General features: G+C 38.7%; 11 protein-coding genes. 5 read left to right on the top strand and 6 right to left on the bottom strand.

Features of this window, described 5'->3' with window-relative positions:
* Positions 1 to 5 precede the first annotated feature (5 nt).
* Complete coding sequence (locus WCX87_RS03455) at positions 6 to 1,841, top strand: diguanylate cyclase (protein WP_345980649.1); 1,836 nt, start codon at positions 6 to 8, stop codon at positions 1,839 to 1,841.
* Here WCX87_RS03455 and WCX87_RS03450 read toward each other — a convergent pair.
* The 6 genes from WCX87_RS03450 to thiC form a co-directional block, all read right to left on the bottom strand.
* Complete coding sequence (locus WCX87_RS03450; protein WP_345980648.1) at positions 1,838 to 2,827, bottom strand: 4Fe-4S dicluster domain-containing protein; 990 nt, start codon at positions 2,825 to 2,827, stop codon at positions 1,838 to 1,840. The genes WCX87_RS03455 and WCX87_RS03450 overlap by 4 nt on opposite strands.
* 3 nt (positions 2,828 to 2,830) lie before the next feature.
* Positions 2,831 to 3,316 carry a TlpA disulfide reductase family protein gene (locus WCX87_RS03445; RefSeq protein ID WP_345980647.1) on the bottom strand — a complete coding sequence of 162 codons (486 nt, stop codon included), beginning with the start codon at positions 3,314 to 3,316 and terminating at the stop codon, positions 2,831 to 2,833.
* 126 nt (positions 3,317 to 3,442) lie between these two features.
* Positions 3,443 to 4,765 (bottom strand): c-type cytochrome, encoded by a 1,323-nt coding sequence (locus tag WCX87_RS03440; protein ID WP_345980646.1) that lies wholly within the window; start codon positions 4,763 to 4,765, stop codon positions 3,443 to 3,445.
* Positions 4,762 to 6,156 (bottom strand): c-type cytochrome, encoded by a 1,395-nt coding sequence (locus WCX87_RS03435; protein WP_345980645.1) that lies wholly within the window; start codon positions 6,154 to 6,156, stop codon positions 4,762 to 4,764. The genes WCX87_RS03440 and WCX87_RS03435 overlap by 4 nt, the downstream gene beginning before the upstream one ends.
* Positions 6,157 to 6,480: 324 nt before the next feature.
* Positions 6,481 to 7,656, bottom strand: a complete 1,176-nt coding sequence (locus tag WCX87_RS03430) for an Mrp/NBP35 family ATP-binding protein (protein ID WP_345980644.1) — start codon at positions 7,654 to 7,656, stop codon at positions 6,481 to 6,483.
* 138 nt (positions 7,657 to 7,794) lie between these two features.
* Positions 7,795 to 9,171 carry a phosphomethylpyrimidine synthase ThiC gene (gene thiC, locus WCX87_RS03425; RefSeq protein WP_345980643.1) on the bottom strand — a complete coding sequence of 459 codons (1,377 nt, stop codon included), beginning with the start codon at positions 9,169 to 9,171 and terminating at the stop codon, positions 7,795 to 7,797.
* A 185-nt stretch (positions 9,172 to 9,356) separates the two neighbouring features.
* Between thiC and WCX87_RS03420 the strand changes: the two genes are divergently transcribed.
* From WCX87_RS03420 to WCX87_RS03405, 4 genes are read left to right on the top strand one after another with little or no spacing between them, the layout of a single operon-like run.
* Positions 9,357 to 10,478: a bifunctional 2-C-methyl-D-erythritol 4-phosphate cytidylyltransferase/2-C-methyl-D-erythritol 2,4-cyclodiphosphate synthase gene (locus WCX87_RS03420; protein WP_345980642.1), complete on the top strand. Its 1,122-nt coding sequence runs from the start codon at positions 9,357 to 9,359 to the stop codon at positions 10,476 to 10,478.
* On the top strand, positions 10,475 to 11,362 hold the full coding sequence (locus tag WCX87_RS03415) for a response regulator (RefSeq protein ID WP_345980641.1): 888 nt from the start codon (positions 10,475 to 10,477) through the stop codon (positions 11,360 to 11,362). Before WCX87_RS03420 ends, WCX87_RS03415 begins: the two co-directional genes overlap by 4 nt.
* Positions 11,340 to 12,530 carry a sulfate adenylyltransferase gene (locus WCX87_RS03410; RefSeq protein ID WP_345980640.1) on the top strand — a complete coding sequence of 397 codons (1,191 nt, stop codon included), beginning with the start codon at positions 11,340 to 11,342 and terminating at the stop codon, positions 12,528 to 12,530. Before WCX87_RS03415 ends, WCX87_RS03410 begins: the two co-directional genes overlap by 23 nt.
* An 8-nt stretch (positions 12,531 to 12,538) precedes the next feature.
* Complete coding sequence (locus tag WCX87_RS03405; RefSeq protein ID WP_345980639.1) at positions 12,539 to 13,048, top strand: phosphatidylglycerophosphatase A; 510 nt, start codon at positions 12,539 to 12,541, stop codon at positions 13,046 to 13,048.
* The last annotated feature ends 11 nt before the right edge of the window (positions 13,049 to 13,059 follow it).

Raw genomic sequence — 13,059 nt, 5'->3', positions numbered from 1 at the left:
CAAATATGAATACTAAAAATAAACTTCTTTTAATGGTTACACTGATGCTCGCGGCTCTAGCCACGGCAACTATTGTCAATGTCGGTTTAAACTTTAGAGAGTTTGCCATCAATGCTGCGGTCGATAAAGCCAAACTAACTGCCAACATAGTTAAAGACGGTCTGACTGCGCATATGGTCAACGGGATAATGGACAAACGCAAATATTTCCTTGATACGATCACTCAGAACAATGAAATTAAGAAGTTATGGATCGCACGAGGTCAAAATGTAATCGATCAATACGGGAAAGGCTACAGTTATGAAAATGCCCGTGATGATATAGACAAAGATGTGCTCTCATCCGGAAAGATGATAAAGAAGGTCATAGAAAATCCTGAAGAAGTAAAACTACGGATAACGATTCCATATATAGCCGACAGCACCGCTAAAGTAAGTTGTCTCGAGTGTCATAGCGTAAATGACGGAGATATTCTCGGTGCCGTTAGCATGGAGTTTGATATCAACAGTGTCAGAAATGCCAGTACAATCACAATTTTAAAGATATTCGGTATCAACGTCATATTTATATTTATAGCTCTTCTTGTCCTGAACTATTATATCAAACCATATATGGAACTTTTTGCAAACCTTAGAGACGGGATCCAAAAAGCTCACAGCGGTGACTTCTCACATAGATTCGATACAAGAGTATCGGGTGAAGGAAAAGAGGTCGCAGATCAGATCAATACTCTCTTTCACAAAATGCAGGAGACATTCGGCGAGATCAAGCACAGTCTGACGACATTTGTGACAAAATCAAATCTAGGATGTTCAGATCCTCTTTATGAAGCGAAAATAATCATCAAAGAACTGGCAGATATCTATAAATTTAAAAAGACGATAGAACTCGATGATACAAAAGAACTGGTCTTTGATAGAATTATCACTGTCATGCAGACAAAATATGACATTCATAACTTTTCGTTTTTTGAGATCGACAGAACACAAAAAATAAGAGAGCCCATCTATATATCTCACAAAAGTTATTGTGATGCCAATGTCGATAAAAACGTAGACCTGTGTAGAGCGTACAGAACCGATACGGATATCGTTTCTACAGACTTTCCAAATCTATGCAGCAGCTGTCACCATAATGAGAATGAATATATCTGTATCCCTTTTGATATAAATGACGAAGTTTCACTGACACTAAATATTGTAGTTGATGATCCGGCTAAGTTCGAGCAGATCAGTATGAATGTAACAAGTATCAAAAACTATATAGAAGCAGCTAAGCCTGTGATCGAGTCAAAAATCTTAACTGACAAACTCAGAGACACGACTTTAAGAGATGGTATGACAGGTATCTATAACAGAAGATTCCTAGAACAGTTCATCGATAAAATGGCAAAACAAGCACTTAGAAATGAAACGAACTACAGTGTTTTAATGCTGGATATCGACTACTTTAAAATGGTAAACGATACTTACGGTCATGATATAGGCGATATAGTCATCAAAGGGCTTGCTGAAGTTATCAAAAAATCTATTAGAGATGCTGATCTTGCTATCCGCTACGGCGGTGAAGAGTTTGTTATCTTGTTAAACAATGCATCAAGAGAAGGCTCTATAACTGTTGCTAAAAAGATCCATGACGAGTTCAATAAGATGAAGTTTAATGTAGGTGGAGAGCTACTGCAAAAAACTATCAGTATCGGTGTAGCACAATTCCCAGATGATGCGAATTCTATCTGGAAATGTATCAAGTTTGCGGACACTGCACTTTACTATGCAAAAGAGCATGGTAGAAATCAAGTTATAGAGTTTAAACCTGAAATGTTCGAAGGTGAAGATTTCTAATCTCTGTATAAAAAAGCATTAGCGATATTACAGGAACTTAGATGTTCCGGTGATATAAGGTAGTAGACTATTAAAGAGCTACCTGCTAAAGTCAAAGCGATCAAAAGTAAAGATGTCCGCCTGCCTGCAAAAGAAAGATATGGCAGGCTCTTTCTTTTGATAAAGTCCTTATACTCTATCAGGCTCCTCTCTCCTCCCCGTTTTTGCATTACATCATGACATACTGCACTGCAATCACCGCAGGCTATACATCGAGTATCATACCCTTTTCTTACATCTAACTCCGGGACAGGGCATACATTAACGCAAGCTTCACAGTCGATACATTTTTCTTTAGTATCAAAAGTATAAAAGCCTCTTTGTTCGTTTACCGTGATGGAGTTAACAAGCTGATATGGACAAATATAAGCACAAAAAAACTCTTTTAAAAAGAGAATCTCGGCAAAAAGATAGATTGCACTTAATATCCAGATGTAAAGTAAGAACCGATACCCGAGAAAGTAGTTTTTAAGCATAGAAAAAAAGATATCGTACGGTATAAAATAAAAGAATATAGGCATAGAACCGAATATGATCACAACAGCCAAAAAAGCGTATGCAAAAAAGAGTTTTAGTCTATTTTTTTCAAAACTCTGCTCATCATCTCTGTTCTTGATTTTGAATAAATGAAAGATTCTTGTTTCAATAATATCGGTAAAAAGATTGTTCAGTAGTGTCTTAGGACAGATATTTCCGCAAAAATATCTGGAGTATGTAAAGTTGAATAAAAGGATGACAGCTGCTGCGAACAGTATAAAGATATTTATTAATCCGGCCGTATTTACCTCCCATGCATGAAAAAAAAGTTCAAATCTTTGATTATAGAAATTGAATAAAAGAAGATGGATGGAGTTATATTGAAACATTGGGACTGCCACTGCCGATAACGTTATAAAAATGGCAATGAGAGCTTTCTTATTTTGATGCTGTCTTAAATATTGTGTCACAAGTCAGTCCCTGCTCTTTTTCCATAAATCGATTCTCTCTTGGACGGGTAATGTCCCGTTTTCTAGATATCCGCTGCTCAGTCTCTGTATCAATGCAAAAAAATACTTTCTGTTTGGAAGTTCGTAAAATCTTTTGACAATAGTGCGATGCTCACCCACTATTAAAATAACGGGCACAGAGTCTTTAACACCATATCTTCTAGCTTGCAAAAGGTTCTGGTTGATCACTTTAAACCTGATATCAAGACTTTCTATATAGTTTTTTCTTTTTATCCCGTCATCCAAATCGATTCCTATGACTTTCACTTTAGTATGTAGGTTTTTATCTATTTCATTTAGTAACTCGATGCTTTTTTTACATGCCGGACACCAGGTCGTATAAAAACACAATATAGTGATTGTTTTATTCTCTGTGTCTATCTGCTCTTGTAAAATATCATTGGCATATATATTTATAAAAAATATACAGGCCACTATTATTTTGAACATCTAGAATATCCTTATATAGCATTTATGAAAGAGAGCCGGTGTTCCACGCTTTGAATCTAGGAGTTTTTTACATATTTGATAAATAGTTTGACTCTCTTACATAAAGGCTAATCGGAGAAACTCCGATTAGTTTTGTTTTTGCGACAACACCCAGTCAGCAAGTATATTTGCTTCCTTGTCATCGACATCCTGCGCAGGCATTGCAATGGTTCCCCATTTGCCTTCACTTCCATTTTTAATAGAATTCACGATCTGCTGTGCCGAACTATATTTCGCAGCAACCTCTTTGTATGCCGGTCCTACAAGTGTCGTGTCGATACTGTGACATGCCAGACACCCTTTTGACTCGGCTAAAGTTGCCGGATTGCTAAGATCTTTCTTCACGACATTTTTCATACTCTCTTTATATTTTTTATATTCGGAGAGTGATGCCGTCATATAGGCTTTTGTCGCTGCAGCTTGGATTGCCAGAGGTTCTTTGAATGAAACGACTCTTATTCCGTGTCTTGCAGTTGCCATCAACACAACAGAAAACACCATCATCAATGCGACAGTAAAAACCTCTTTAGAGCTGAATGTATCTTTCTTCCATCTTCTCATTAGATAAAAAAAGATGATCGTTAAGACAATAGAAGCAAAAAAAGGCAGATATATAAAAACCGTACCCATCAGTCCTTCAGCTATTCTCGGTGAAAATGCAAAGAGGAGCAAAGGCAATATCGCGACATTTACAGGCGTAGAAAACATAAACCATTTCTTACCTTGATTGACCGCTATCTTACCGACTTCTTCCTCGCCGTTTTTCTGCATTCTCATACCGTACCAGATCATAAATATCCCGGTAAACCCAAATGCCGTTAAGAAGAAGTTTAGAAGTCTAAAGCCCGTTAACGGTGTCAGCATAATGTCCCATATATTTTGAACTGTTGCAAATGTCTCTGGCTGCAGATAAAGATTCGCCATAGACATAAAAACAGGCGGCAGCGAATAAAATACCAACACGGCGACAAGACCGATGGCAATATGGAACCCTTTTGAATCACTTAGCTTATGCCAGCTGAATTTATATGCATATGAAAGCAAAAAGGCAAAGATGTTTCCATAGATTATATGCAGGATATGCGGCGAGACTTTAAGTATCGCCGTATAAAAAAATCCTGTATACAGTACCGAGATCACAAGCAGCGGAGCCACTCCCCAAAGTGCACCCATATTTTCCGATATGGTAGTCGGATTTGTCATGTTATATGCAAGCTTGTCATAGTTTTTATCTTTTTTAAATACACCCATTACATTGTATATGACCGATGCCGTCGACGCACCTATGAGAACATATATAAATGAGATATGAATGACAAAAACAATGATTCCTAGAGCATCATAAAACTCTATCGGTATCCCCATAGTAGGAGTAACTAAAGGTATATCAAAAGGTAATTTCCAATTCATTTTAATTCTCCTTTTTTATTTAAAGAAAACAGATATGCTGCAAGCGCATCTTTATCTTGTTCCGTTCCGACAAACGGCGGCATGTATGGAGTCCCGCCTCCAGGCAGATTGTTAAGCCTTGCGCGGATCGCATCTTTTGACCACCCGCTTGTAAGTTTTTTCAAACCGTTGATACCGTTTCTAGTATGACAGATCCTACACTCGATTTGAAATACGGAGTGACCGACATCTTCAATATTGCTTCCGTCAGGCTTTAATATCTTATTTTTGTCTTCGATAAATATTGCATGCTTTAGTATTCCTGCTTTATTGAGATACGGGACATCTGTAGGACGTATACCGTTTGAATACATATAGTTGTAGATAATAAAAGGTTTTCTGATAAACTCCCTTACTCTCTCTTCATATCCCCAAAAGAGTAAGAATGCGATGACCATCGCACTTGCAGCGACATACGGCATCCTTTTAGGAGCGAAGTATGCGATGATCGTCGTAAGCAAAACGACTACACCGATACCTATAATTAACGTGTACATCATGTCAAACTTATCAGCAAACGCTCTTGTCATGATCGCAGTAGGGATCATCGCTTTTGCGGATTCAGGGATAATACTCAAGTACCAGTATCCAAATGCAATAGAGAGCGGTACAGTGATGATCATGATCTTTGCTAAGAACTTTATCATCCTTGGTTTTGCATCTTTATCTTCTTCATTTGATGAAAAAGTACTTATGATCCATGTCCACATGATCGCTAATGAAGCTGCAAACGCGATGGATGAAAATGTTCTAAACGCAAGGGAAGGTCCCCAAGTAGGATTAAATAAAGCGTTCATATAGTTGACTTTTCCTGGAAATACTTCAGGATCGACCCAAGGCTGACCTGCAAAGTTTGGAGTCAACATAAAAGCTAATATTGCGGTAATTATGACCATAGTAAGCCATGAGGAGATAGCGTAAAATATACCTATGCGATTTGACTTGGCACGTCCCTCAGCAGTGGTCGCATTCTTCTTCCATGTCATAAACCAAAATAACAGTAAAACGACTTCGAAATTAAATACGATCCACTCTGTAAACCACTTCCAAAAGAAGACCCTTATTAACCCGCCGATAGCATTCGGACTTAGGATATTGGCATGTATCCACATACCTATACCTGTTAATGCACCTACGGATGTTGAGATGATGAAAAACACCATTAACAACTTAAAGGTCATATTGTAAGCGGCCATATCGTTTCTCTTATGAGCCCATACTGCCAGCAGAGCTAATACTACGGAGCCTCCGACAGCTCCACCATGAGAAACAAACACATGAATAATGGCATTAATAGCCATCAACATTCGTTGCCCTATTACAGGCATCTCAAATATCGGATAATCAAACATTCACTTCCTTTTATAAATGATATTTATAGTAAGAAGCAACGCTTAAATATATTTTTTGTATAATAAAAGCGTTGCTTAGCAACCTTTGCTTGTCTATGTGAGTCGCCAAACTTTTTCATAGACAAGCGCCTTAACAATTCCCCCTTTCACACCCAATTTTATATTTAGTATGTATATTTTTAACATATAACTGTTAATTTTGTGTTAATTGTCATTTGTAATGAAAACTTTATATTAGTAGAAAAAAAGAAGATATTTAAAGAAGAATACAAGGTGTAGTTTCTTACATGTAAAACTTACATGTAAGAAACTAATGCGACTATATTAGTGGCAGCCGCATCCTGTGCCGCAGCTTCCTGAAGCAGCTTGTTCAGGTTCTTTTTTTGGAGCAGCTGCAGTTGAACACGCACTTACTCCCGGAGGTGTATTAGGCTGGATAGCTTGATTATCTACTCCGCCCTCTTCATTGATCTTTTCGATCATAGCCCATACTTTTTCAGCAGCAGCCATATAACGTTTTGCAGTCTCGCTTGTAGGAACAGCGTAAGTGATAGGTTTACCCTCATCTCCACCTGTTCTTACAGCCGGCTCTATCGGGATCTCAGCTACGATAGTCGTATTGAACTCATCAGCCATAGGCTGTGTTGTGCCCTTACCGAAGATATCATACTCGACTCCCGTATCCGGAGCGATAAATCCGCTCATATTTTCTACGATCCCGGCTATTGGAATGTTCAGTTTTTTGAACATATCTAAAGAGCGGCGTGAATCATCAAGTGATACCATCTGCGGAGTCGTAACAGTAAGACCTGCAGTTACAGGAACGCTTTGAGCCAAAGTCAGCTGAGCGTCACCTGTTCCCGGAGGCATATCGATAACTAAGACATCCAACTCGCTCCACAAGATATCACGCAAGAACTGCTCGATCGCTTTCATGATCATCGCACCACGCCAGATAAGTGACTGTCCCTGTTCCATCAATGAACCCATAGACATCATCTCGATCCCGTATGCTTTAATAGGAAGAACTTTGTTTCCGTTAACTTCAGGTTTGATACCTTCAACACCTAACATACGAGGAACGTTTGGTCCATAGATGTCTGCATCTAAAAGACCTACTTTTTTACCCTGCATCGCAAGAGCGATAGCGATATTTACTGAAGTAGTAGACTTCCCTACCCCACCTTTTCCAGAACTTACCATCAAGAAGTTTTTCACTTGCGGTGCTATATTCTTACCGTGAGATGAACTCTCTCTCGGCATTTTAGGAGCATTGATGACAACATTGATATCTGTCGCTCCTGCAGCTTTTAGTTCAGCCGTTGCGTCGTCTGTTATCTGTTGTGCCACTTCAGGTGCACTTGATGTAATATCTACAGAAAAACTAACCGCAGTTCCGTTTATATTTATATTATTTACAAATCCAAAAGTCACGATATCTTTGGTAAAACCAGGATACATAACTTTAGAAAGAGCTGATTTTACAATTTCTTCAGTCATTAAAAATTTTCCTTTTCATTTAATTTATACAACAAAGGAACTAAGTCCCTTTGTCTACGTTAACACTTGGTTTCGCTCAGCGCGAAGCTCTCGCTGCCTTGCAGCTCTTTGTAAACCTCTGTTCTTTGAGATTTCTCTTTAAACTGCTTGCGCGGCTTTATTTTCTGCGATGATTCTATCTAACTCTTCCGAGTTTTCCATAATGTTTTGTGTTATCTTATAACTACAGAACTTCGGTCCACACATTGAACAGAACTCTGCCTCTTTAAATACGTCTTGAGGCAGTGTTTCATCATGGTACTCACGAGCACGTTCAGAGTCAAGTGCAAGTTCGAACTGTCTTTCCCAGTTAAATGCATATCTCGCATCACTCATCTCATCATCGATGTCTCTTGCACCTTTACGGCCGCGAGCAATATCGGCAGCATGAGCTGCGATCTTATAAGCGATGATCCCTTCACGGACATCCTCAGCATTTGGCAGACCGAGGTGCTCTTTTGGAGTTACGTAACAAAGCATACTTGCTCCGTGCCATCCGCCCACTGCTGCACCGATCGCAGAAGAGATATGATCATATCCCGCTGCGATATCCGTTACTAACGGACCTAAGATGTAAAAAGGTGCTTCATGGCAAAGCTCTCTTTGGATCTTCATATTACGCTCGATCTGATTCAAAGGAACATGTCCCGGACCTTCGATCATTACTTGGACGTTTTTCTCCCAGGCACGAAGTGTAAGCTCGCCTAATACTTTAAGCTCGCCTAACTGCGCATCATCACTTGCATCTGCCAGACAACCGGGACGAAGAGAATCACCAAGAGAGAGTGAAACATCATATTTCGCACAGATATCCAGGATATCGTCAAATGCCGTATAAAACGGATTCTCTTTATGATAATGCATCATCCAAGCAGCCATAAGACTTCCCCCGCGGCTTACTATCCCCATTTTACGTTTTGCTACTTTAGGCATAGTCTCTAACAAAAATCCTGCGTGGATCGTGAAGTAACTTACCCCTTGTTGTGCTTGGCGTTCTAAAACTTCAAGCATAACATCGATGCTAAGATCTTCTATTTTATTGCCCACATCGTGCAGTATCTGATAGATAGGAACCGTTCCTATTGGAATCTTAGAGTTTGCGATTACAGCCTTACGTATTTCATCGAGATCTCCGCCTGTTGAGAGGTCCATCGCAGTATCTGCTTTATAATGTTGAGAGACTTGAACTTTCTCTATCTCGCCTTGGACATCACTAGCTATGGCAGATGAACCTATATTTGCGTTTATTTTACACTTTGCAGCAAGGCCGATTGCCATCGGCTCTAATGAAGTGTGATTTACATTTGCAGGGATAATAAGTCTTCCACGAGCTATTTCACTGCGAACCAGCTCAGGTGAAAGGTCTTCTATCTTTGCAATATACTCCATCTCCTCAGTGATTATGCCTTGTTTAGCATAATACATCTGAGTACGAACTGGATCGTTTTGGCGCTTTTTAAGCCATTCACTTCTCATATTTTCTCCTTGTTACAAACTCTTTTGTACTTATACAAGACTGCACAAAAAATTTACATCTGTATAATCAATCATAAAAAAAATTTCAACTTATTTTAATCTTTCAGAATTTTACACAAACAAGATAAAAAAAAGCTTTTTCACTGTATAATTTCGTAACAGTTTTAGGAAAAACAGGAGAATTTTTGTCTGATTTAACACTAATTATTCTTGCTGCAGGCGGTTCTACCCGCTTTAACAGCCCTATTAAGAAGCAGTGGTTAAGAATTGGTCATGAACCGTTATGGCTTTTTGTAGCAAATAGATTTGAAAAAACAGAAAAATTTTCAAATATCATCATAACAGCATCAAAAAGTGACGTTACCTTTATGCACAGCTATACCGATAAAAAGATAATAGAGGGCGGAGCGACCCGTCAAGAATCACTTAGAAATGCATTGAAGCATGTAGATACTTCTTATGTCCTTGTTACTGACGTTGCAAGGTCGTGTGTAAGTGATACTATGCTTCATAGAGTGTTAGATAAAAAAGGGATGGCGGACTGCGTCGTTCCAGCCTTACATGTAAGCGATACCATCGTATACGGTGATGATACGGTAGACAGAAATAAAATACTCCGTGTTCAAACGCCTCAGCTGTCTCGTACAGATGTTTTAATGAGAGCGTTAGAAACTGATACAGAATATACGGATGAGAGCAGTGCCATAGTCGCAAACGGCGGCACAAGGATATTTGTAGATGGAGAAGATGATGCCTTCAAACTTACATTTGCAGATGATATAAAAGAACTAGGATGTCTTAAAGGACCGGAAAATGTCACACTTGTCGGCAACGGATTTGATGTCCACGCTTTTGACGACAAAGGCGAGATGTTTTTGTGCGGAGTAAAGATAGAGAGTGATTTTGGATTTCTTGCCCATAGTGACGGAGACGTAGCCATCCATTCACTTATTGATGCTCTGCTTGGAGCAGCTGGAATGGGTGATATCGGTACACTTTTTCCTGATAACGACGACAAATATAAAGGTATAGACTCTAAATTGCTACTTCAAGAGGTAGTGACTCGTCTCTATAATTTTGGATATAAGATCGTAAACGTTGATATAACCATAATCGCGCAGACACCAAGGATCGGAGCCTATAAAGAGATTATGAGAAAAACATTATCTGGTATACTTCAAATCCCGGCTTTTTGTGTGAATGTAAAAGCGACGACGACTGAAAAACTTGGATTTATTGGAAGAAAAGAGGGAGTCGCTGTACAATCGACTGCCTCATTAAACTATTTTAATTGGACAAATAAGTGAAAATATTAATTATTGAAAACGAAATCTATCTAGCGCAAAGTATTGCAACGAAATTAGGCGAACTGGGACATATCTGTGATATGTGTACATCTACAAAAGATGCTCTTAAAAGCAATCTCTACGATGTTGTACTTCTTTCTACAAATATCAACGGTCAGGATTTTAATCCGATCATCGAAGCGTTTAAAAACTCGATCGTTATCTTAATGGTCTCATATATAAGTAATGACACGGTTTCAAAACCTCTCTCTGCCGGTGCAAAAGATTACATCTTAAAACCTTTTATGATAGAAGAGCTTATCCGTAAGATCAACCACTTTCAAGATTATGAAAGACTAAAACGCCAATCTGAATCGTATGAAAGATATCTCAACCACAGCTTTTCATCGATATCAAGCGAACAGAATTTTGATAATATAGAACTGCCTCTGTTCATCTCATGTAATTTCCAAAAATATTCCGATTCATTTGCTTTTAAATACGCAAATAAACAAAATAAACCTCTTTATTTCGTCTCTCTTACAAATCCAAAAGCGATGCAAGAGATCGCATCTTTGCCTATCAGCACTATCATCTATGTTACGGATTTTCAAGTTATCAAAAAATCTGAGAAAAAAGAGTTTTTAGATCTCATAAAAGACAGAAACGTGATAGTATCTAGTACAGATAAAATAGATGATGTAGATTCTGAGATCATCGAGATCAAAAGTGATAATAATATCTTCGATCAAAGTGACATACTTCCTATCGAAGATTATGTAAAATACATCGTTTTAAACTATCAGCACAAATTTCCGGATACGGAACTGTCGAAAAAACTTGGAATCTCTAGAAAAAGCTTATGGGAAAAGAGAAAAAAATATGGCATCACAAAGAAAAAGTAGTTCACTGTTTATAGACCCGGAAGCGGCGTCTGCATTAGAATTTTTAAAAGCCGGATTACTCTATCCGGTCACTTCATTGATGAATAAAAAAGAGGTGCTGGAAGTCCTTTCCACCTCGACGATCAACAAAAAAATATTTCCCTTTCCATTTATACTCGCACCCTCTGGTAAACGTAATGCAAAAGTCTTAAAAGAGGCACATGTTGGTGATGAGCTTGAACTTATCTGCAACGGTGAGCTTTTTGCGACTTTAGTCATCGATGAAGTATTTGAGATCGATCCAAAAGAGAGACTCCGCCATATCTACGGAACCGATGACGAATCGCATCCGGGTGTCAGATCTACAAGTAAAAGACTTGGAAAATATGCAGTCTCTGGCGATTATACGCTTGCAAATGAACTGCCGAATCTTCACAAAGATTATATAAAAGACTCCATAGAGCTTGTCGGTGCAAAAAACGTCACGGCAATAATGATGGCCGCGAATCCTCTGCATCGTGCACATGAACGTCTGATAAGACAGTCTTTAGAAAACAGTGACCTAACAGTGATCTTCCTGTTAAAACCGTATGAGACGGCTGATCTGAAATACAGCATCAGATATGAGGCACTAAAATACTTTATAGACAACTATCTGCCAAAAAACAGAGTTATCATCGTCCCTCTTGAATCAAACTATATCTTTGCGGGTATCAATGAGATCATTATCGATGCAATCGTGGCGAAAAACTACGGTTGTACAAAACTCACTATCGGTCAGAACCATGCAGGTCTTGGTATGTACTATGACAGCAATACGAATAAGTCGATCTTAGACCGTGTAACGGATCTGGATATCAATATCGGTATTGCAAGTGAATATGTCTACTGCAATGTCTGTAAAACACTTGTAAGTACAAGTACATGTCCTCACGGTCAGCATCACCACATCTCATATCATTCCGAGTCGATCTTAGAACTTTTAAAACTCGGTATAGTCCCGCCAGCGGTACTTGTGAGAAAAGAAATATCAGCACTGCTTCTTTCTAAGATGTTTGAAAACAGATTTAAAAATCTTGAAAAGCTATACTATAACCTTCTTCCTATCGGCGGTCTGCTTGAAAACCATACGGAAGAGGAGTTTTATAAAGAACTTATGAAGCTTTATCAGACTACATCTTTAACATAAGGCATATAATGAACTGGTTTTTTATAACTTTAGGATACAGCGGACTTTTTCCAAAAGCACCGGGAACCGTCGGTTCTTTAGTCGCACTTATCATCGGGATACCGGCACTTGCCTATCTTGGTTCGCAGCTTATGTTTACTTTGACACTTTTAATCACTGCTATTGCTGTCAAAGAGATAAACAAGTATGAAAAGCTAAACGATACTCATGATGATAAACGTATCGTCATTGATGAACTTGCAGGGATGTGGCTTGCCCTAAGCATCGCGCCCGGTATTATGCTGGATATGAACGATATATTCAGCTACGAGAACGGATTTTTGATCCAGTCGGTCATGGCATTTGTCTTTTTTAGATTTTTTGATATTAAAAAGCCGTCTATTATCGGAAAAATAGATAGAAAGGTAAGCGGCGGACTTGGAGTGATGGCAGATGATATCGTCGCCGGTTTTGCAGCGGGTATCTCATCTGCACTAGTATGGCAGATAATCCTAAAACTACAACTGTACTTCTCATAGCCTTGTAAAGT

The sequence above is a fragment of the Sulfurimonas sp. HSL3-2 genome (assembly GCF_039645965.1).
In the GTDB taxonomy this organism is placed as follows: Bacteria; Campylobacterota; Campylobacteria; order Campylobacterales; family Sulfurimonadaceae; genus Hydrocurvibacter; species Hydrocurvibacter mobilis.
The sequence above is the reverse complement of the archived record's forward strand: the minus strand, read 5'-3'. Positions and strand labels throughout refer to the sequence as shown.